Annotated in this window: 16 protein-coding genes; 7 read left to right on the top strand and 9 right to left on the bottom strand. The window is 63.7% G+C overall.

Annotated elements, in window-relative coordinates:
- Nucleotides 1-18 precede the first annotated feature (18 nt).
- Nucleotides 19-3,156: an acetoacetate decarboxylase family protein gene (locus JAB1_RS13445; RefSeq protein WP_070280246.1), complete on the bottom strand. Its 3,138-nt coding sequence runs from the start codon at nucleotides 3,154-3,156 to the stop codon at nucleotides 19-21.
- 210 nt (nucleotides 3,157-3,366) lie between these two features.
- Between JAB1_RS13445 and JAB1_RS13440 the strand changes: the two genes are divergently transcribed.
- Both JAB1_RS13440 and JAB1_RS13435 read left to right on the top strand, forming a co-directional pair.
- The gene (locus JAB1_RS13440; RefSeq protein WP_083299716.1) at nucleotides 3,367-3,915 is read left to right on the top strand and encodes a phosphohydrolase; all 549 of its coding nucleotides are present in this window, start codon (nucleotides 3,367-3,369) and stop codon (nucleotides 3,913-3,915) included.
- Between the two features lie 363 nt (nucleotides 3,916-4,278).
- A complete protein-coding gene (locus tag JAB1_RS13435) occupies nucleotides 4,279-4,878 on the top strand; it encodes a response regulator (RefSeq protein ID WP_083299743.1) in 600 nt (199 codons plus the stop codon).
- A 417-nt stretch (nucleotides 4,879-5,295) separates the two neighbouring features.
- Here the strand turns inward: JAB1_RS13435 and JAB1_RS13430 are convergent, their stop codons facing one another.
- Complete coding sequence (locus tag JAB1_RS13430; RefSeq protein ID WP_070280406.1) at nucleotides 5,296-5,517, bottom strand: hypothetical protein; 222 nt, start codon at nucleotides 5,515-5,517, stop codon at nucleotides 5,296-5,298.
- A gap of 219 nt (nucleotides 5,518-5,736) precedes the next feature.
- On the opposite strand from JAB1_RS13430, the gene JAB1_RS13425 reads away from it, so the two are divergent.
- Together JAB1_RS13425 and JAB1_RS13420 are read left to right on the top strand one after the other, a co-directional pair.
- Entirely contained in the window at nucleotides 5,737-6,324 is a 588-nt protein-coding gene (locus JAB1_RS13425) for a chromate transporter (protein ID WP_052139945.1), read from the top strand.
- Nucleotides 6,321-6,905, top strand: a complete 585-nt coding sequence (locus JAB1_RS13420; protein WP_034779146.1) for a chromate transporter — start codon at nucleotides 6,321-6,323, stop codon at nucleotides 6,903-6,905. Before JAB1_RS13425 ends, JAB1_RS13420 begins: the two co-directional genes overlap by 4 nt.
- Before the next feature lie 2 nt (nucleotides 6,906-6,907).
- Here the strand turns inward: JAB1_RS13420 and urtE are convergent, their stop codons facing one another.
- The 7 genes from urtE to JAB1_RS13385 form a co-directional block, all read right to left on the bottom strand.
- Nucleotides 6,908-7,606, bottom strand: a complete 699-nt coding sequence (urtE, locus tag JAB1_RS13415) for an urea ABC transporter ATP-binding subunit UrtE (protein WP_070280244.1) — start codon at nucleotides 7,604-7,606, stop codon at nucleotides 6,908-6,910.
- 2 nt (nucleotides 7,607-7,608) lie between these two features.
- Nucleotides 7,609-8,439 (bottom strand): urea ABC transporter ATP-binding protein UrtD, encoded by an 831-nt coding sequence (gene urtD / locus JAB1_RS13410; protein ID WP_070280243.1) that lies wholly within the window; start codon nucleotides 8,437-8,439, stop codon nucleotides 7,609-7,611.
- Nucleotides 8,436-9,557, bottom strand: a complete 1,122-nt coding sequence (gene urtC / locus JAB1_RS13405; protein WP_070280242.1) for an urea ABC transporter permease subunit UrtC — start codon at nucleotides 9,555-9,557, stop codon at nucleotides 8,436-8,438. Before urtC ends, urtD begins: the two co-directional genes overlap by 4 nt.
- The gene (gene urtB, locus JAB1_RS13400; RefSeq protein ID WP_254672086.1) at nucleotides 9,554-11,155 is read right to left on the bottom strand and encodes an urea ABC transporter permease subunit UrtB; all 1,602 of its coding nucleotides are present in this window, start codon (nucleotides 11,153-11,155) and stop codon (nucleotides 9,554-9,556) included. Before urtB ends, urtC begins: the two co-directional genes overlap by 4 nt.
- 122 nt (nucleotides 11,156-11,277) lie before the next feature.
- Nucleotides 11,278-12,531: an urea ABC transporter substrate-binding protein gene (gene urtA / locus JAB1_RS13395; protein WP_070280240.1), complete on the bottom strand. Its 1,254-nt coding sequence runs from the start codon at nucleotides 12,529-12,531 to the stop codon at nucleotides 11,278-11,280.
- A gap of 198 nt (nucleotides 12,532-12,729) precedes the next feature.
- Nucleotides 12,730-13,518: a DUF4349 domain-containing protein gene (locus tag JAB1_RS13390; RefSeq protein ID WP_070254544.1), complete on the bottom strand. Its 789-nt coding sequence runs from the start codon at nucleotides 13,516-13,518 to the stop codon at nucleotides 12,730-12,732.
- A 16-nt stretch (nucleotides 13,519-13,534) separates the two neighbouring features.
- Nucleotides 13,535-14,134 (bottom strand): transglutaminase family protein, encoded by a 600-nt coding sequence (locus JAB1_RS13385; protein ID WP_070280405.1) that lies wholly within the window; start codon nucleotides 14,132-14,134, stop codon nucleotides 13,535-13,537.
- Between the two features lie 265 nt (nucleotides 14,135-14,399).
- Between JAB1_RS13385 and JAB1_RS13380 the strand changes: the two genes are divergently transcribed.
- The 3 genes from JAB1_RS13380 to JAB1_RS13370 are packed head-to-tail and all read left to right on the top strand — an operon-like array spanning nucleotide 14,400 to nucleotide 19,632.
- A complete protein-coding gene (locus JAB1_RS13380; RefSeq protein WP_070254543.1) occupies nucleotides 14,400-14,978 on the top strand; it encodes a DUF2760 domain-containing protein in 579 nt (192 codons plus the stop codon).
- Nucleotides 14,975-16,846, top strand: coding sequence for an Hsp70 family protein (locus JAB1_RS13375; protein WP_249936119.1), 1,872 nt, complete (start codon nucleotides 14,975-14,977; stop codon nucleotides 16,844-16,846). Before JAB1_RS13380 ends, JAB1_RS13375 begins: the two co-directional genes overlap by 4 nt.
- A 2-nt stretch (nucleotides 16,847-16,848) precedes the next feature.
- Nucleotides 16,849-19,632 carry an Hsp70 family protein gene (locus JAB1_RS13370; protein WP_070280239.1) on the top strand — a complete coding sequence of 928 codons (2,784 nt, stop codon included), beginning with the start codon at nucleotides 16,849-16,851 and terminating at the stop codon, nucleotides 19,630-19,632.
- The last annotated feature ends 1 nt before the right edge of the window (nucleotide 19,633 follow it).

Here is a 19,633-nt window from a genome sequence, read left to right as displayed (position 1 = left end):
GCCATCATAGCGAAATAACTAAAAATCCGTCTCCCCCTGGATCACGGCCGGATAGCCCGTCATGGCACGCGAGGTCTGCATGCCGGCCATCACGGCCGCCTCCACGCAGCCCGCATTGATGCCCGTCTTGATCCAGTCGCCCGTGAGGAACAGGTTGCTGAAGCCCGACTGGTCGGTGGCCAGCCGGTACTGCGTGCTGCCCACCACCGACATCACGTAGCGCTCGGACGGGTCGACATTCGCGCGCCAGTACTGGCTGTCGAAGCGCGCCGGCCCCGCCCCCTCCTTCGCATCGACCAGCCATTGCCACGGAAACGCGCCCGGCCCGCCCGCCTCGGGCCACAGCGCGCCGATCTCACGCTCCAGCTGGTGCAGCGCGCCCTGCTTCGCCCTGGCCGCGCAGCGGGCCGGGAAATCCGTGTCGGTGACGGGCGGGTAGCTGTCGACGGGGAAGGCGCTGCAAAAATACGAGACATTTTTAGGTTCATGCCCCGCCGGCCAGTCTTCGTGCGCCAATAATTGATCCATCGGCGCCCATGTGTCGTACGGCTCCGTGAAGGCCGACAGCACCGGCTGCTGGCCTTTCGGCTGCGTGGTCCAGCCCATCTGCCCCAGATTCTTGTTGAGCCATACCTGATAGGCCTGCGTGGCCACGGTTTGGACCTTGTCGGTCGCCAGTTGCAGGGCAGGGCTTTGCGCCAGCAGTTGCGGGCACAGGGCCTGCAGCGAGCCGATGGAAATGCCGAACACCACCTTGTCGAAGTCGACGCCCTTCTTCAATACCGTGGCGGGCAGCGCGCGCCCGAACGCTTGCTGGTACTGCTGCGGCCAGGCGCTCCAGTACGACTCCAGGTTGACTTCCTGCGCTTGCAGCAGGGCCGCTTGCGCTGGATCAAGCTGCGCATAATCGGGTGCGCTGGGCCAGCAAGCCAGTCCCTTGACGTCCACCAGCGGCGCGTAGCCGGCGGCGGGGTCCTTCAATTGCACCTGCTGCGTGATGCGGATGCTGTCGATGTCGCCCGCGCCCGGCACCAGCTCTTCCACGCGCTGGAAGAATTTGAATTCCACGCCGCGGTTGCGCAGCACTTCGTACAGCGGCGTGAAAATCGTGTCGCCCATGCCGGCCTGCATCTTGAACATGATGCCGCCCTTGTAGGCCAGGCCGATGCGCGCCATCGCCCGCAAGAGCGTTCCCGCCTCGATATTCGGTTTCGCAAAATCGCCGCCCTCGTAGGCGAACACCAGGTCATAGAAGCCGCGCACGGGCGCCGAATTGACGCTGAACTGCTCGTCGCCGCCATGTTTTTTCAGCCAGGCGCGGAAGTCGATATCGTTGATGACGTCGAAGCCGTTCTTGAACACGCCATCCTCGAACATGCCCTTCATGACCGTGATGCCCAGGTCCAGGCAAATGAACAGGCGGCGCAATTCATCGTCGCCATCGATCAGGGCGCGGTAGCGCAGGCGCAGCCACGCGCGGATGCCGTTCAGGGTACTGGCCAGCAGCTGGTGGCGCGCCTGGTCGTGGCGCGTGGAATCGGGCGCCAGGTCGGCCACCAGCGCCACCAGCGCGCCCACGGACAGGCCCACGTCCAGGCCCAGTTCATCGGCCTGCCCCACCACTTCGTCGGCCAGCCGGCGCAGCCAGCCCGGCCACACGCCTTCGCCTTGCGACGCGCTGGCGCGCACGATGCGCGCGTCGGCGTCCGCCACTTGCCGGATCTGGCGGATCCACTGCTCGATCCAGCCCACCATGGCGATGGCCATCTGCCACAGGGTGATGTCTTCGCCGCCCTCGCCCGGCTCGCCCGGCAAGGTGGGAAAGACGATGGACCAGTTGCGCCACTTGCCCTTGACGTCTTCCGACAGGGCCACGTAATCGTGCTGTTTGAAAGCGTCGCGCCAGGTGGCCAGCGGCGCGCCGGGCGGACGCTCCAGGCTCGCGTACGCTTCCTTGATCATCTTGAAGGCGTTCGCGTAGAAGCCGAACCAGATGTGCAGGCCGTGTTCCTCGATGCGCTGGCCCACCTGTGCATTTCGCCCGCCGGCCCCCTTGCCGCCCAGGCGCCAGCCCAGCTGGTAGACGGTGATGGCATGCCGGTTTTGCCAGCCCGGCTGGTTCGTCAGATAATACGCCGTGGTCATGGCCGCCACGCCGCCACCGAGGATGGCGATCTTTTCCGGCGCGATGCGGGAATTGTCGACCAGCTCCTCGCCCGGCATGGCCGTGAAGTCGAAATTCACCTGGAACGGCAATATCGCCGCCTGCGGCCCCAGTTTGAGACCCAGGGTCTGGTCCAGCGGGAAGCTGTCGAACGCATGCAGCGTGCATTCATATTCGTAGCCGAGCAGGCGCGCGCTGTGCAGGCGGTTGATCTCGGCGGGCGCGGCCACCAGGGCCTGGTACACGGCTTTCACACCGGCGCTGTCGGGGAATTGCTTGAGGAAAATCTGGTCGATGCGGGGGTTGCGCAGCAAGGACAAGATATCGGCCCAGCCGGCCTGGTCCATGTCGAAGAAATCGGGGATGGAGAGGAAAATCTGGAACGCCTGCTCGATGAGTTCCAGGAAACTGTTGACGCTCTTGTGCTGCCCTGTCTGCACGGTGGCGTTGACTTCCAGCAACGGATGCAGGGCCAGTTTCGTTTCCGGTGAAAAATGCTGGAAGCCCTTGGCAGCCACGGAACAGCGCAGCGGCTCGCTGCCGGCGGCGGGAATCTCGTAGTCGCACAGGTATTTCGGATAGCCGAACAGCTCGCGCCCGTTGATCAGGGCCATCGCGTCATCGACGAAAATGTGGCACGGGTACCAATAGATATGCGCAAGCTTGCCCTGGGCATCCATCTGGCCGACCATGATCCAGGTGACGATGTCGACTTCCGTGATCCAGCCCTTGGCCTGGTCGACGGGGTTGGCGGAGTCCGCATGGTTGACGCGCGTAAACGTCAGCATGACATACGGCGACAGGGCTTTCAGGGTCATCTTGCTGCCCGCCACCTGGTTCAGGGTGGTATTCACGGTCGCTTGCAGTTTCGCCAGCTCGCCCCTGACGAAATAACCGTACATTTCCGACTGTTTCAATTGCAGCGGCGAGTGCATCATCACCGAACCGCCCTGATAGATATACGAAGGTCTTGCCGAAGGTGTCGCCGTCATTGCCCTGTCCCCTTTAAGTTTCAGTCAAACAAGATTTCTACAGTGTATTTGAGAAATATCAATGAATGATATGAAATAAATTAAAGGATTTGCCAAGATGCATAGGGTTGGAGGCGATCCCGGCAGAAAGCCGCTTGCGCACGGCAGCCGGGGCAAGCCCATGCCATCGGGTGTACGATGAAGCATCTTGAGCATTCCGAGCAACATGCCATGGCAATGATTACCACCGATTACGTTTCCACCTATTCAGGCAACCGTTTTTATCCCTTGCGCCCGCATATCGACAAGGTAGCCATCGAGGACATCGCCCACGGTCTCGCCTACCAGTGCCGCTTCAATGGGCAGACGCAAGTGTTTTACTCGGTCGCCCAGCACAGCCTGATCGTCGCCGAACTGGTGCCATCCCATTTGCGCCTGGCCGCCCTGCTGCACGACGCGGCCGAAGCCTACCTGGGCGACATGGTGAAACCCTTGAAAGTGTTGCTGCCGGAATTTGCCGTACTGGAAGACAAGGTCAGCGCCATCATCGCCGCCACGTATGGGCTGGATTTTTCCGATTACGCGCCCATCAAGCGGGCAGACCTGATCGCGCTGGCCACGGAAAAGCGCGACCTGATGCCGCACTCGGCCGAACGCTGGGCTTACCTTGACGGCATCGCCCCCTTGCCCGGTATAATCGAGGCCATGGGTCCGGCCGAAGCCAAGCAGCGCTTCCTGCATGCCTTTGCCCAACTGGGCGGGATTGGGCTGGCCGCATGAATGCTTCCACCCCGCCGTACGAATCGGCGCTAAGCCCCGGTTTTTTCACGGCTTTTTTAGATATCCACAGCAACTGTGGATAAAGTTGTTGATAAGCCCCTCTTGACAAGCCGCAACGCCAGTATTGATGCGGGTTTCAATAATTTGCTGATTTCACAGGCAATTTTTTACCCCAATGAAATCAATGACTTGCAATCATGAATTTGCGCTGGCGCAAACTTAATCTGCCACCATGAAAATATATTTTTGCTGTGCATAAGCCGATGTGGCGCGAGGCCGTCTTGCTTGAACAGCATTGTTTTGACAAACCCCGCAGACTGGCATAGTGTGGAGTAGCGAGTACGATCAACGGTGGATAAACGCATGAATATAGATAGCGATAGCGCCGCCAAGGAGGCGGACGAACCCGACTGGCTGGTCGACGAACCGCTGGGACGGACAGACGCGGCGGCAGAACCGTCCACTGCGGCGCCTTGGCGCGTGCTGATTGTCGATGACGATGTCGACGTGCATGTGGTGACCAAGTTCGCCCTCAGCCAGGCCAGCTTCCAGGGACGCAGGCTGAGCTTTTTGCACGCGTATTCGGGCGCCGAGGCGCTGGCCTTGCTGCGCAGCACGCCTGATATCGCCGTGGTGCTGCTCGATGTCATCATGGAAACCCAGGATGCCGGGCTGCAAGTGGCGCGCCAGGTCCGTGAAGAACTGCACAACAGCGCCGTGCGCATCATCCTGCGCACGGGCCAGCCCGGCCAGGCCCTGGAACACCGCATCATCATCGATTACGACATCAATGACTTCTGGTGCAAGACCGACCTCACCACGCGCAAGTTGTTTACCACCGTGATCGCCTCGCTGCGCACCTATGCCACCTTGCGCGAAGCGCAGCAGCAGGTTACCGAACTCGCTGCCGCCCTGGCCCAGTGCGGCGACACGCCGGCGGCACCGGCCAGCGGCACACCCTGACCATCGGCCGCTACTTTCAGTCATAAAAACAAGAGCACTGGATAGGCATACAGGCTTGTGGAATGCCCCGTTTTGGCCCATCTTGCCCGCCGATTGCATGGTGTGGGCGGCTCCCATTTCCTAAGTGGCGGATTGTTAAGCGCTTTTTCAGATATCCACACGGACTGTGGATATCTTTGTGGATAAGGGCCTATTGACAGGCCTCAAAGCCACAGCCCGTGCGGCTTTCAATAAACTGCTCAATCAAACAGCAAAAATAAAACACATTAAAATCAAGCACTTAGAAACTCACACATAATCACAAGAAAATTATTTCGCCAATTTCGTTAACTCATCATTTGTGCATAACTGAGCCGTAATGATCAATCCGACAACAGCGGATCGCGGCCTCCGGCAACACAGTTGCCGTGGGGATACTCAATGCACGGTCTGGCGGCGCTGCTCGGGATGCAGCAGCACGCGCTCGATCAGTTCCGGGGCGACATTGTATGACTTCAGGTATTCCAGTGCGCACAAGGTACTGAAGGCCGCCTGCACGGCGATGCCCAGATTGACGATATCGCACATCTTCTGGTCGACCCGGGCATGCAGCACCACGGTTTTGACGGGTATATGCAGCGTTTCTGTGGAATGAGGCATGATGAACAACTCCTGCGAAGGGGACGGAGGGAGGAGACGGCGTAGCGGTGCGACCCGCGACAGCCCGGACAGGGACAGCGGTCATGTTGCCGATAAAAGTATTGCCGATAAACTCTCGATGTCAATGGCAGGGAAACATGAGCCACGGTTTTTTTCTTGCAGGCACAAGCGCAGCCGAAAGCGATGGACAAGCGCGATCGGCCACGGCGATAATCAGCCATGCCCTCCCCCTCCTCCATCCAGCCCGACCTGCCCCGCCCGCAGCCCGCCTCGCTTGCCGACCTGTTCTTCTCGTTCACCTGGCTGGCCCTGCAGGGATTCGGCGGCGTGCTGGCCGTGATCCAGCGCGAGATGGTCGAGCGCAAGCGCTGGCTGACGCAGGAAGAATTCCTGGAAGACTGGGCCGTGGCGCAAATCATGCCCGGGCCAAATGTCGTCAACCTGTCGCTGATGGTGGGCGGGCGCTATTTCGGTTTGAAAGGCGCGCTGACGGCGCTGGCCGGCATGCTGGCCGTGCCCCTCCTCATCGTGCTCGTGCTGGGCGTGCTGTACACGCGCTTTGGCGACAATGCGCAGATGGCGGGCGCCTTGCGCGGCATGGCGGCCGTCTCGGCCGGCATGATCGCCGCCACGGGCGTGAAACTGGCTGCCGCGCTGGGCAAGCATCCGCTGCCCTTGTGGCTGACCTTGTCCATCACCGTGCTCGGCGTGCTGATGGTGGCGATCTTCCGCTGGCCCCTGCTGTACATCCTGCTGGGCCTGGGCGGCATCGGCTGCCTGCTGACCTACCGAAAGCTGTCCGCATGAATCCGCCCTTGCAACTGGTGTTGAGCGCGGGCGACTGGCTGAACTTGTTCGGCCACTACCTGATGCTGTCGCTGATGTCGATCGGCGGCGCCATTTCCACCACGTCCGAAATGCACCGCTTCCTCGTCGAACAGCATGGCTGGCTGACACAGGCGCAATTCAACGAATCGATCGCCATCGCCCAGGCCGCGCCCGGCCCCAACGTGCTGTTCGTCGCCCTGATGGGCTGGAACGTGGGCATGAACGCGGGCAGCTACGCGGCGGCCTACCTCGGCGTGCTGGTGACCATGGTGGGCATCATGCTGCCCAGCACCACCCTCACCTACGTGGCGGCCCAGTGGGGCTACCGCAACCGCGACCTGCGCCCCGTGCGCGCCTTCAAGCAAGGCATGGCGCCCATCGTCGTCGCCCTGCTGATTTCCACGGGCATGATACTGGGCGGCGCCAACCATGACATCCGCACGGACTGGCCCCTGTGGAGCCTGTCCATCGTGGCTGGCCTGATCATCTGGCGCACGAAGATCCATTTATTGTGGCTGCTGGCGGCCGGCGCCGTGCTGGGCTGGTTCCAGCTCGTCTGACCTTACACGGCCAGGTGCCGCTTCACGTCCTCGCCATCCATCTGTTCCGCCTTGCCGCTGGCGACGACACTGCCGCGCGACAGGACGATGAATTCGTCGGCCAGTTCGCGGGCAAAATCAAAATACTGTTCGCACAGCACGATGGCCATGTCGCCCCGCTGTTTCAACAGGCTGATCACGCGGCCGATATCCTTGATGACGGAGGGCTGGATGCCTTCCGTCGGCTCGTCGAAGATGATCAGCTGCGGCTCGGCCAGCAGGGCGCGGGCGATGGCCAGTTGCTGCTGTTGCCCGCCCGATAAATCTCCGCCGCGCCGCTGCAGCATCTCCTTGAGCACCGGAAACAGCTCATACACGTGGGGATCGATGCGCGCAGCTTGCCGGCCGCCCTTGCTCGCCATACCCATCAGCAAGTTTTCCTCGACCGTCAGGCGCGCAAAGATGTCGCGGCCCTGCGGCACGTAAGCGATGCCCAGCTTTGCCCGCGCATGGGGCGCCAGCCTGGTAATGTCGCGTCCATGGAACACCACCTTGCCCTGCGCCACGGGCAGCACGCCCATCAGGCATTTCAGCAAGGTTGTCTTGCCCACGCCATTCCTGCCCAGCAAGGCCAGGCATTCGCCCTTGCGCGCCGACAGGTTGATGCCGCGCAAGGTGTGCGAGGAGCCATAGTATTGATTCAATTGTTCGACTTCCAGCATGCTTACCTTCCCAGATAGACTTCGATGACCCGCTCGTCCGCTTGCACCTCGTCCATGCGGCCCTGCGCCAGCACGGCGCCTTCATGCAGCACGGTAACGATGCCTTGCCGGGCGATTTCCGTCACAAAACCCATGTCGTGTTCGACCACCATGATCGAATGCTTGCCGCGCAATTCATTGAGCAACTCGGCCGTGCGCGCCGTTTCCGCATCCGACATGCCGGCCACGGGTTCGTCCAGCAAAATCAGCTGCGGCTCCTGCATCAGCAGCATGCCGATTTCCAGCCACTGCTTTTGCCCGTGCGACAGCAAACCCGCCGGCCGCGCCTCCTGGCCGTTGAGGCGGATCAGGCGCAATATCGCGTCGATCCTGCCTTCCTGCTCGGACGTGAGGCGCGCAAACAGGGTGGGCGCCACGCGCTTGTCCATCTTCATCGCCAGTTCCAGGTTGTCGAACACCGTGTGCTGCTCGAACACGGTGGGGCGCTGAAACTTGCGGCCGATACCTGCGTGGGCGATCTGCGCTTCCGTCATGGTGGCCAGGTTCATGGTCTGGCCAAACCAGGCCGTGCCGGACGTGGGCCGCGTCTTGCCCGTGATCACATCCATCATCGTCGTCTTGCCCGCCCCGTTCGGGCCGATGATGCAGCGCAATTCGCCCACGGAAATATCGAGGCTGAGCTTGTTGATGGCCTTGAAGCCGTCGAAGGACACGCTGATGTCTTCCAGGTACAAAATGGCGCCATGCGTAGTATCGACGCCCTCGCCTTTCACGCGCGAGTACGTCGGCCCCGCTTCCGCGCTGGCCATGCCGGGCAACATGCGGATACTCATGCGGCCTCCTCTGCCATGGCGGCGATTTTTTTACGTTTGAGCTTGTTCAGCACGCCCAGCATGCCCTGCTGCATGAACAGCGTGACGACGATGAACAACAGGCCCAGCGCGAACAGCCACAGTTCCGGCAAGGCAGCCGTGAACCAGCTTTTCAAGCCGTTGACGGTGAAGGCGCCCAGGATGGGACCGATCAAGGTGCCACGTCCGCCCACGGCCACCCACACGACCATTTCGATGGAGTTCGCCGGCGACATTTCGGACGGGTTGATGATGCCCACCTGCGGCACGTACAGGGCGCCGGCGATGCCGCACAGCACGGCCGACAAGGTCCAGACAAACAGCTTGAACCACAGCGGGTTGTAGCCGAGGAACATCAAGCGCGCCTCGCTGTCGCGCACGCCCTGCAGCACCCGGCCCAGTTTCGAGCGGACGATGGCGCGCGCGCCGATCAAGGCCGCCAGCAGGAAGGCCAAAGTCAGCAGGAACAGCACGGCCCGCGTGGCGGGCGCCGTGATGCTGTGGCCCAATATCGTCTTGAAATCCGTGAAACCGTTGTTGCCGCCAAAGCCAGTGTCATTGCGGAAGAACAAGAGCATGAACGCATACGTCATCGCCTGGGTGATGATGGAAAAATACACGCCCTTGATGCGCGAGCGAAAGGCAAAGTAGCCAAACACAAAGGCGAGCACGCCCGGCACCAGCACGACGAGCGCCATGCAGTACCAGAAATGTTCCGTAAACGCCCAGTACCAGGGGTAGGTTTTCCAGTCGAGAAAGACCATGAAGTCGGGCAGGCTGCTGCGGTACTGGCCCTGGTCGCCGATGGCGCGCATCAGATACATGCCGTGCGCATACGCCCCCAGGGCAAAGAACACGCCGTGGCCCAGGGACAATATGCCCGTGTAGCCCCAGACGAGGTCCAGCGCCAGCGCGGCCAGCGCATAGCACATGAACTTGCCCACCAGCGCCACCGTGTAGGCGGACACGTGCAACGCATGCCCTTCGGCAAACGCCAGGTTAAATACCGGCAACAACGCCGCCAGCACCGTGCATCCGGCGATGGCCAGCCAGACGGGCCGCGTGAACAGGCCAGGCTTGATTTGATAGGAGGTAGTCATTCGACGCTGCGTCCCTTCATGGCAAACAGGCCCTGCGGCCGGCGCTGGATGAAAATGATGATGAACACCAGAATGGCGATCTTCGCCAGCACGGCGCCCGCCACCGGTTCGAGGAATTTGTTGACTTCACCCAGCCCCAGCGCGGCAATCACGGTGCCGGCCAGCTGGCCCACACCGCCCAGCACCACCACCATGAAGGAATCGACGATGTAGCTTTGGCCCAGGTCCGGCCCCACATTGCCCAGCTGCGACAGGGCCACGCCACCGAGCCCCGCGATGCCGGAACCGAGACCGAAGGTCAGCATGTCGACCTTGCCCGTGGCCACGCCCACGCAATCGGCCATGCGGCGGTTTTGCGTGACGGCCCGCACGAACAGGCCCAGGCGCGTCTTGTTCAGGATCAGCCATACGGCCGCCACGACGACGATGGCAAAGGCGATGATGGCCAGGCGGTTGTACGGCAGCACGAGGCCGCCCAGCACGGTGACGCCGCCCGACATCCAGGCGGGATTGGCCACTTCCACGTTTTGCGCGCCGAAGACCGTGCGCACCGTCTGCATGAGGATCAGGCTGATGCCCCAGGTGGCCAGCAGGGTTTCCAGCGGCCGGCCATACAGCCAGCGGATCACCGTGCGCTCCAGCATCACGCCCACCAGTCCCGCGACCAAAAAGGCGGCCGGCAAGGCGGCCAGCAGATACGCATCCTGCAAGCCAGGCAGGTAGCTGCGGAAGAACAGCTGGCACAGGTAGGTCGTGTAAGCGCCTATCATCAGCAATTCGCCATGCGCCATGTTGATGATGCCCATCAATCCAAACGTGATGGCCAGCCCCAGCGCGGCCAGCAGCAGCACGCTGCCCAGCGAAATGCCGTAGAACACATTGCCGGCGAACTCCATGCGCGCCACCCGTCCCTTGATCTGGCGCATGGTCTCGATGGCGGCCAGCTGCACGGCCTCGTCCGGCTCGCCGGCCTTGCCATCTGGCCCTTTCTCCAGCATGGCTTGCAGCACGGGCAGCAAGCGCGCATCGCTGCTGCCCGCCAGCGCCTGCACGGCGGCCTCGCGCGTGGCGGCGTCGGGCGCATGCAGGTTGGCGCTGGCGATCAGCACCTGCAATATCTGTTTGATGTCAGCATCGTTTTCCTGCGCCAGCGCAGTGCGTATCAGGGGGACCTGTGCGGAATCGACGGATTGCTGCAGCGCCTGCGCGGCGGCCAGGCGCGTGGCCCGCTCGGGCGCCAGCAGTTTCAACCCCGACAAGGCGCCCGCCACGGCCGCGCGCAAGCGATTATTGACCATCACGCCGTCGATGCCATCGGGCAGCGGTACGCCTTGGCCGCTTGCCGGATCATATGCCTGTTCACCGTCGACGATATACACCTTGCCGTCGGGGGCCGCATATAACTGATCGTCCTGCAAGGCTTGCAGCACCCGGGCGGCCTCGGGCGTGGCCAGGGCGGCGATCTGGGCGACGGCCGCGATCCTGGTATCGGGATCGTCGCCGGATAGCGCTTTGAGCAGATCGGGAGGGATGGCAGCCTGCGCGAACGAGGATAGCAACAGGCAGGCGAGGACCAGCAGTTTGGAGATGAACCTCATTGTAAGTTCCATGGAAAAACTGCACGGGGCGAGCGCTTACCCCAAAGGCGAGGACTGGGGTCGGATGGGGACGCCTAGTCCCTGAGGGTCCGACCCCGGCATTTGCTGGTGGGTGATAGCGCCTACAACTTCTGCTTGCCCTCATTCCCCTTGATAAACGGGCTCCACGGCTGGGCGCGTATCGGTTCCTTGGTTTTCCACACGACATTGAATTGCCCGTCGGCCTTGATCTCGCCGATCATCACGGGCTTGTGCAGGTGGTGGTTGGTCGGGTCCATGGTCAGGGTAAAGCCGGACGGCGCCTTCACGCTCTGGCCTGCCATGGCGGCGATCACCTTGTCCGTGTCCGTCGATTTCGCTTTTTCCACGGCTTGCGCCCACATGTGGATGCCGACATAGGTCGCTTCCATCGGGTCGTTCGTCACGACCGAACCCGCGTTCGGCAGCTTTTGCGCCACGGCATACGCTTTCCACTGCTTGATGAAGGCCGTATTCACGGGGTTCTTGACGGATTCAAAGTAATTCCACGCCGCCAAGTGCCCCAGCAAGGGCTTGGTATCGATGCCGCGCAATTCTTCCTCGCCCACGGAAAACGCGACGACGGGCACGTCCGTGGCTTTCAAGCCCGCATTGCCCAGTTCCTTGTAGAACGGCACGTTGGAATCGCCATTGATGGTGGAAATGACGGCCGTCTTGCCGCCCGTGGAAAATTTCTTGATGTTGGCGACGATGGTTTGATAGTCGGCATGGCCGAACGGCGTGTAGACCTCGCTGATATCGCTATCCTTGACGCCTTTGCTTTTCAGGAAGGCGCGCAGGATCTTGTTGGTGGTGCGCGGATACACGTAATCCGTGCCCAGCAGCACGAAGCGTTTGGCGCCGCCACCATCCTTGCTCATCAGGTATTCCACGGCAGGAATCGCCTGCTGGTTCGGTGCGGCGCCCGTATAAAACACATTCTTTTCCAGCTCCTCGCCCTCGTACTGGACCGGGTAAAACAGCAGGCTGTTGAGTTCCTTGAACACCGGCAAGACGGATTTGCGGGACACGGATGTCCAGCAGCCAAACACGACAGCCACTTTATCCTGCGCCACCAGCTGGCGCGCTTTTTCCGCGAACAAGGGCCAGTTCGACGCGGGATCGACGACGACGGCTTCCAGCTTCTTGCCCAGCACGCCGCCCTTGGCATTGATCTCGGCGATCGTCATCAGCGCCACATCCTTGAGCGACGTTTCGGAAATGGCCATGGTGCCCGACAGGGAGTGCAAGATGCCCACCTTGATCGTGTCGGCGGCCAAGGCTGCCTGCATGGTGGTGGACATGGCCAGGGCCAGTGCGCCGGCGGCGGCCGCTTTCAGGATGATGCGTCGTGTCATGGGGACTCCTGTGATGGGTTCGTGGGGGTCGAGCTGGGTCTGCCATGTTGTTAAAGCAGAATGCATGCCAGCACCGGCAGGCGTCCGCCATGGTGCAAGCGGCGCTCGCCGCACGAAAAAAAACCTGGCTGCACAAGGACTGTGCAGCCAGGTTTCAAATTGCCGTAAAACGGTGCGCAGGATGCAGCAATCCCGGCATCAATCCTTGCGCGGAGCTCCACGCAGGCGGCGCCAGCCCTTGCGGCCCAGCGGGAACAGCAGCACGAAAGCGATCAGCCACGGCAGGATGTAGGCCATGGCAGTGATGGCGTTGGCCACGCCTTCCGACAGGTTTTCCGTGAAATTGCCCAGCGCGCGCTTGACGGGCCGCCAGAACGATTGCCTGCCTTCGGCGCTGATGGCCACGTTCAACAAGTCCGTATCGATACGCTGCATCAACAGCGCATTGGCGGCCGTCGCCTGCTCCAGTTCCACTTGCACGGTGGCCAGTTCCTTGGTCACCTTGATGAGGGCATCGACGTTGGTGCCCGAACGTTTTTCCAGGTCTTGCAATTGCGCCTGGTATTGCTTGAGCATTTCCAGGCGTTTCTTGCTGTCGAGCACGGGACGGCCCAGGTCTTCCACCTTGGTGCCCTGGCTGGTGACGTCGCCTTCGGCCGCGACCAGCGCGACGAGCTTCTTGATGCCGGCCGGCTTGGCGCGCATGCTGATGCGCGCATGCACGTAGCGGCCGCTGTCGACGCTGGAATCGAGCAGCAGGCAGCCGTTTTCCGTATCGGCCTTGCAGGCGGCGACCACTTTTTCATACAGGGGCCGCACTTGCGCCTCGCGCGTATCGACGCTGACATTATGTTCATAGGCAAGGAACTCGCTGCCCTTTTCCTTGCCTTCGAGACGCGCGGCGCTCGACTGCCCGCCGCTCTCGCCCTTGCTGCCGCAGCCGGCCAGCAGCAACAGTCCAAACAGGCATATGGATATTTTTTTCATGATTTCTTTCTTTGGATTATTTTTGCAGCGGCAACAATTCGATATCGGGCAAGTGCGCCGCCACATCCTGCACGGTCGCATGGCAGGTCAAGGACGCCACCACCTGCGACAACGGTTCCGGCCAGATTTCCGGCAAGTCGCGCTCTTCGGGCGCGAGCACGGGAAAGGCCAGCTGTTCCCGTGGCGGCGTGAAGGCGGCAGCGACGCCGGGCTTGTTGCCGCGCGCATCGATGCGGTACCAGCCAAACTCCTGCAGATACACGGCATTCAAGCCATGCAGGCAGAACGACGGCCCCACCTCACCCACGGCCAGGCGCTGGTAGCACAGGCCGGCAGGAATGCCGTTGGCGCGCAGCAGCGCCGCCAGCAAATGGCTCTTCGCATAGCAATAGCCCGTGCCGTGCTGCAAGACATCGGAAGCGCGGCAGGTGACGGGATTGCGCTGGTAGTCCCAGCTATGCGCGATCTCGTCGCGCACGAAGGCAAAGCAGCGGGCCGCGATGGCGGCGTCGCCCACCGCGCCTGCCGCCAGTGCAGTCGCCTTGGCGCGCACGGCAGGATGGTCGCTGTCGATGTAAGTGCTGCTGGCTAGATACGGGGAAAAGTCGGTAGACATGGCGTCAAGGTCATGCGAAAAGATAATGCGCGATTCTAGTCGAAACGGCACGAAATCGAGCGTTTCCTTGCGCAGGAACAAAGAAAATCCACGCCTCAGCCTTACTGCGCGGGGGGCGGCGACTTTGGCGGCGGCCCGGTAGCTGGTATCATGCGGGCAAACGCAGCCGGCCATATTGGCGCGGCACATGCACTACCCTGCGAAGCGGACCTGCCCTCCGGCGCGCCGCCGACGCCTCCCTACAGATCAGAGAAACGAGTTTCCTATGAGCACATCATCGTCGCACCCATCGTTCTGGCGCCGTGTCCCGCTGGCCTTCGGCGCCTTCTTCAGCACCCTGTCGGACGCCGCCTATGCGGCCCGCGTGGAAAAGCTGGCCTTGCCCGAGGCGGCGCCCGCCGCTCCCGTCGCGCCAGTGGCCCCTGCCCCGGCGCCAGCCGCCGCGCCCGTCATTTTGAAGGAAGCGACGCCGGACGCGGCCCTGCAATTGCTGGCCCTGCTGCAACGCGAAGCGCGATTGATCGATTTCACCCAGGAAAACCTGGGCAGCCATGCCGATGCCGATATCGGCGCGGCCGCCCGCGTGGTGCATGAAGGCTGCGCCAAGGTCATGCGCGAGTATTTCACCATCGAGGCCGTGCGCCAGGAAGCCGAAGGCAGCCGCATCGTCCTGCAGGAAGGTTTTGATAGCGCCCAAGTACGCCTGACGGGCAACGTCGTCGGCTCCGCGCCGTTCACGGGTACCCTCAGCCACCGCGGCTGGCGCGCCTCCAGCGTGCGCCTGCCGAAACTGAGCGAGCAGCACGACGCCGCCATCCTGGCACCGGCCGAGGTGGAACTGTGAGCGACACGATCAACCCTACCCCGCGCTACGCCATCGGCATCGACCTGGGCACCACCCACAGCGCCCTGTCATATGTCAACCTGGTCGAGAGCGACGGCGAAAAGTCCAGCCATGGCGTGCTGAAAGTGCCGCAGCTGTCGGCGCCGGGCACCGTCGAAGAGCTGTCGCTGCTGCCATCGTTCGTCTACCTGCCGCACGCCGATGAAGTGGCGGCGGGCGACCTGGCCCTGCCCTGGGTCACCGAGGAAGCCGAAGCGCCGTTCGTCGTTGGCGAAATGGCCCGCAGCCGCGGCGCCACCACGCCGATCCGTTTGGTGTCGAGCGCGAAAAGCTGGCTGTGCCACCCGGGCGTGGACCGCCGCGCGGCGATCTTGCCGAACGACGCGCCGGCCGAAGTCGCGCGCATTTCGCCCATCACGGCCGCCACGCGCTACCTGACGCACTTGCGCCAGGCCTGGGACAACGCCCACCCGCAAGCGCCGTTCGCCGAGCAGGAAATCACCGTCACCATTCCCGCCTCGTTCGACCCGGCAGCGCGCGAGCTGACGATGGAAGCGGCGCAGGCGGCCGGCTACACCTCGCTGACCCTGCTGGAAGAGCCGCAAGCGGCCCTGTACAGCTGGATCCAGACCAGCGAAGGCCGCTGGCGCAAGGAAGTCAAGCCGGGCGACATCATCCTGGTGGTCGACGTGGGCGGCGGCACCAGCGACTTTTCGCTGATCGCCGTACTCGAGCGCGACGGCGTGCTGGAACCGCACCGCGTGGCCGTCGGCGAACACATCCTGCTGGGCGGCGACAATATGGACCTGGCGCTGGCCCACCTGGTGGCCCGCAAGCTGGCCGCCAACGGCACCCAGCTCGACGCCTGGCAGATGCGCGCGCTGACCTACGGCTGCCGCAGCGCCAAGGAAAGCCTGCTGGCCGACAGCGGCCTCGATGTGGCGCCCATCGTCGTGCCGAGCCGCGGTTCAAAACTGATCGGCGGCTCCATCCGCACGGAACTGACGCGCGCGGAAGTGTCCACCTTCATCCTCGACGGCTTCTTCCCGCAAGTGGAAGCATCGAGCCGTCCTGCCGTGCGCACGCGCGCCGGCCTGACGCAACTGGGCTTGCCGTATGCGCAGGATGCGGCCATCACGCGCCACCTGGCCGCGTTCCTGGGCCGCCAGGTGGCGGCCACCAGCGAGCTGGAAGGCTTTGCCGGCCGCCAGGCGGACGGCGCCAGCTTCCTGCACCCGACGGCCGTGCTGTTCAACGGCGGCGTCTTCAAGTCGGACCTGCTGGTGCAGCGCATCATGGCCACCGTCAACGACTGGCTGTACATGGAAGGCGCGGAACCGGCGCGCATGCTGGCCGGGGCCGACCTGGACCTGGCCGTGGCGCGCGGCGCGGCCTACTACAGCTACGTGCGGCGCGGCCATGGCGTACGCATCCGCGGCGGCACGGCCAGCGCCTTTTATGTCGCCATCGAATCGGCCATGCCGGCCATCCCCGGCATGGAACCGCCTATCCAGGCCCTGTGCGTGGCGCCGTTCGGCATGGAAGAAGGCAGCGAACTGGAACTGCCAGGCCAGCAATTCGGCCTGGTCGTGGGCGAGCCTGTGCACTTCCGCTTCTTCGCCTCGTCCACGCGGCGCAACGACCAGATCGGCGACTTGCTCGATTTCTGGGGCCCCGATGAATTGCAGGAGCTGAGCGAAATCCAGGCGACCTTGTCCGCCGAAGGCCGTCAGGCCGGCGACGTGGTGCAAGTCAAGCTGCACGCGCGCGTGACGGAAGCGGGCACGCTGGAGCTGCTGGCCGTCTCCCCTGATGGCGCCGAGCGCTGGAAGGTGGAATTCGACGTGCGCGGCACGCCGCAGCAATAGGCATGCGCAGCGCTGTGGGCAAGCCGGCCTTCCTGGTCGGCATCGACCTGGGCACCACCAACACGGTGGTCGCCTATGCCAATGCCGCCAATGCAGCCGATATGCAGGCGGGCATCGAGCTGTTCGCCATCGAGCAGCTGGTCGCTCCCGGCGAAGTGGGCGCACGCCCCCTGCTGCCGTCCTTGCGCTACCACCCTGCCGCCGGCGAACTGGCGGCGGGCGACTTGCAGCTGCCCTGGCCGCAGCAGGACCTGGAGCATGCCGTGCTGGGCGCTCTGGCGCGCCAGCTCGGCGCCCAGGTGCCGGGCCGCCTCGTTTCCAGCGCGAAGAGCTGGCTGTCGCACGCGAACGTGGACCGCCAGGCGCCCATCCTGCCGTGGGGCGCCGAGGCCGACGTGGCCAAGGTATCGCCTGTCGCGGCCAGCGCCAGCTATCTCGCGTATGTACGCGCCGCGTGGAATCACCGCTTCCCGGATTCTCCGCTGGAAGAGCAGGAACTGGTGCTGACCATCCCCGCCTCGTTCGACGAGGGTGCGCGCGCACTCACCCTGGAAGCGGCCCGCATGGCGGGCTTGCCTGCGCTGCGGCTGGTGGAAGAACCGCAGGCGGCCTTTTATGACTTCCTGCAGCGCCGGCGCGCCACCCTGCGCGAGGACCTGGCCAACACGCGCCGCATTCTGGTGTGCGACGTGGGCGGCGGCACCACGGATTTCAGCCTGATCGACGTGGACTTCGATGACGACGGCGAACCGCAGCTCACGCGCAGCAGCGTGGGCAACCATTTGATCCTCGGCGGCGACAATATGGACCTGGCGCTGGCCCACCTGGTGGAAACGCGCATGGCGGCAGGCAGCGAAGGCGGCATGAAGCTATCGGCCGCGCGCCTGTCGCAGCTGATGGAACGCTGCCGCGCCGCCAAGGAATTGCTGCTGTCGAACGATGCGCCGGAAAGCGCCACCGTCACCCTGCTGGGCGCCGGTTCGCGCCTGATCGGCGGCAGCCGTTCCGCCGACGTCACGCGCGAGGAAGTGGCGGCCATGGTGGTCGATGGCTTCTTCCCGAAGGTGGAACTGAGCGAGGTGGCGAGAAAAGGCCGCGCCGGCATCGTGGAATTCGGCCTGCCGTATGCGCAGGACGCGGCCATCACGCGCCACCTGGCCGGCTTTTTACAACAACATCAGGGCGCACTGCCCGATACCCTGCTGCTCAATGGCGGGGTGTTCCGCGCCGACGCGCTGGCGCGCCGCCTGGCCGAGACCCTGGCGCACTGGCGTGGTCAGCCCTTGACCATCCTGCACAATGACAATCCCGACGTGGCCGTGGCCCGTGGCGCCGTCGCCTACGCGCTGGCCCAGCGCGGCCAGGCGCCGCGCATCGGCGGCGGCTCGCCGCGCAGCTATTTCCTCGTGCTGGGCGAAGCGGGCAAGGACAAGCGCGCCGTCTGCATCCTGCCCCGTGGCAGCGCCAGCGGCGAGGAAATCCGCCTGACCGAACGGCTGTTCGCGCTGCGCCTGGGCAGGCCCGTGCGCTTCCACCTGGCCACGTCCCTCTTTGAGGCGGGCACGCCGCCGCAACTGGGCGAAATCGTCGACCTGGACGCCGGAGAATACTTGCGCCTGCCGCCGCTGGCCAGCGTGCTGCACGACAAACAGGATGCCAGTGACAAGCGCGAAATCACCGTGCAGCTGGCGACAGTCATGACCGAGGTAGGGACTTTGGAAGTGCATTGCGTGGCCGCAGCGGATGCCGGCCAGCGCTGGCTGCTGGAATTCCAGTTGCGCGCTGATAAGGAAGAGCAAGGAGATGGCGAGGCTCAAGCCGTTTCGCCGCGCGTGAAAGAAGCGGTCGAGAAGATTGAGCGCATCTTCGGCGGCAAGGCGCAAAAGGTCGAAGCCAAGGAAGTGCGGCAGCTGCGCCAGCACCTGGAACGGGGGCTGGGCGGACGTGAAAGCTGGGAGACTCCCCTGCTGCGCCAGCTGTTCGACGCCCTGCTGCTGCGCGCCCGTGGCCGGCGCCGCTCCGCCGAGCATGAATGTGTCTGGCTGAACCTGGCCGGCTACTGTTTGCGGCCCGGCTATGGCGACGCGCTGGACCCGTGGCGCATCGAGCAGCTGTGGGCCATGTTCGACGCGGGCGCACAGCATCACAAGGACAACCAGGTGTGCGCCGAATGGTGGACCCTGTGGCGCCGGGTGGCCGGCGGCTTGAACCCCGAGCAGCAATTGCGCCTGCTCGACGACTTCGCCTTCAACCTGCAAGCCGATGCGGCCCAGCGCGGCAGCCGCCCCGTCACCCTGGTCAACGGCAGCGACGACGACATGCTGCGCCTGGGTGCGTCGCTCGAGCGCATCCCCGGCGCCTACAAGGCCGAAGTGGGCGCCTGGCTGATCAAGCGGCTGGAGAAAGCCGGCAAGAAGGGTGAAGCGGCCGATACGAATACCCTGTGGGCGCTGGCCAGGGTCGGCGCGCGCCAGCCCTTCCACGGCAGCGCGCACGAAGTGGTCGACAGCGCCAGCGTGGCCGACTGGCTGCACGTGCTGCTGGCGCTGGACTGGAAAAAAGTGGAACCGGCCGCCTTCGCCGCCACCCACCTGGCACGCATGACGGGCGACCGCTCGCGCGACATCGGCGACGAGCTGCGCGCCACCATCCTGGCCCGCCTGAAAGCCGTGGGCGCCCCGCCCCTGTGGCAGGCCATGGTCAGCGAAGTGACGCAGCTGGACGAAGCGAACACGAAACGAATGCTGGGCGAGGCGCTGCCGCCGGGGTTGAAGCTGATCAATTAAT

The sequence above is a fragment of the Janthinobacterium sp. MP5059B genome, assembly GCF_001758645.1.
Taxonomy (GTDB): domain Bacteria; phylum Pseudomonadota; class Gammaproteobacteria; order Burkholderiales; family Burkholderiaceae_D; genus Janthinobacterium; species Janthinobacterium lividum.
This window is presented reverse-complemented; position numbering and strand designations above follow the sequence as displayed.

Excerpts from the sequence above, each read along its gene's own strand:
- JAB1_RS13445 (WP_070280246.1), bottom strand. The coding sequence starts at position 3,156 with ATGACGGCGACACCTTCGGCAAGACCTTCGTATATCTATCAGGGCGGT.
- JAB1_RS13440 (WP_083299716.1), top strand. The coding sequence starts at position 3,367 with ATGGCAATGATTACCACCGATTACGTTTCCACCTATTCAGGCAACCGT.
- JAB1_RS13435 (WP_083299743.1), top strand. The coding sequence starts at position 4,279 with ATGAATATAGATAGCGATAGCGCCGCCAAGGAGGCGGACGAACCCGAC.
- JAB1_RS13430 (WP_070280406.1), bottom strand. The coding sequence starts at position 5,517 with ATGCCTCATTCCACAGAAACGCTGCATATACCCGTCAAAACCGTGGTG.
- JAB1_RS13425 (WP_052139945.1), top strand. The coding sequence starts at position 5,737 with ATGCCCTCCCCCTCCTCCATCCAGCCCGACCTGCCCCGCCCGCAGCCC.
- JAB1_RS13420 (WP_034779146.1), top strand. The coding sequence starts at position 6,321 with ATGAATCCGCCCTTGCAACTGGTGTTGAGCGCGGGCGACTGGCTGAAC.
- urtE (WP_070280244.1), bottom strand. The coding sequence starts at position 7,606 with ATGCTGGAAGTCGAACAATTGAATCAATACTATGGCTCCTCGCACACC.
- urtD (WP_070280243.1), bottom strand. The coding sequence starts at position 8,439 with ATGAGTATCCGCATGTTGCCCGGCATGGCCAGCGCGGAAGCGGGGCCG.
- urtC (WP_070280242.1), bottom strand. The coding sequence starts at position 9,557 with ATGACTACCTCCTATCAAATCAAGCCTGGCCTGTTCACGCGGCCCGTC.
- urtB (WP_254672086.1), bottom strand. The coding sequence starts at position 11,155 with ATGAGGTTCATCTCCAAACTGCTGGTCCTCGCCTGCCTGTTGCTATCC.
- urtA (WP_070280240.1), bottom strand. The coding sequence starts at position 12,531 with ATGACACGACGCATCATCCTGAAAGCGGCCGCCGCCGGCGCACTGGCC.
- JAB1_RS13390 (WP_070254544.1), bottom strand. The coding sequence starts at position 13,518 with ATGAAAAAAATATCCATATGCCTGTTTGGACTGTTGCTGCTGGCCGGC.
- JAB1_RS13385 (WP_070280405.1), bottom strand. The coding sequence starts at position 14,134 with ATGTCTACCGACTTTTCCCCGTATCTAGCCAGCAGCACTTACATCGAC.
- JAB1_RS13380 (WP_070254543.1), top strand. The coding sequence starts at position 14,400 with ATGAGCACATCATCGTCGCACCCATCGTTCTGGCGCCGTGTCCCGCTG.
- JAB1_RS13370 (WP_070280239.1), top strand. The coding sequence starts at position 16,849 with ATGCGCAGCGCTGTGGGCAAGCCGGCCTTCCTGGTCGGCATCGACCTG.